The following is a 235-nucleotide window of genomic DNA, read 5'->3' as shown; positions in this document are numbered from 1 at the left end:
CGAATGGAAGCTGAGCGATCAAGCGGTCGTGTCGTCGAAAGTAGCGGACGGGGCGATTACGGGCGATAAGCTGGCGAACGGCGCAGTTGGCCGCGCGAAGCTGGAGGAAGGCGCAGTCGGCGGCAATCAGCTGGCGGATGGCAGCGTAAGCGAATGGAAGCTGAGCGATCAAGCGGTCGTGTCGTCGAAAGTAGCGGACGGGGCGATTACGGGCGATAAGCTGGCGAACGGCGCA

Annotated in this window: 1 pseudogene; it reads left to right on the top strand. The window is 63.0% G+C overall.

Annotation, left to right across the window (positions count from 1 at the left end):
* Positions 1-235: pseudogene (locus PAECUDRAFT_RS26835) on the top strand (hypothetical protein); the annotation flags it as partial.

The sequence above is a fragment of the Paenibacillus curdlanolyticus YK9 genome (assembly GCF_000179615.1).
GTDB classification, from domain to species: domain Bacteria; phylum Bacillota; class Bacilli; order Paenibacillales; family Paenibacillaceae; genus Paenibacillus_T; species Paenibacillus_T curdlanolyticus.
This window is presented reverse-complemented; position numbering and strand designations above follow the sequence as displayed.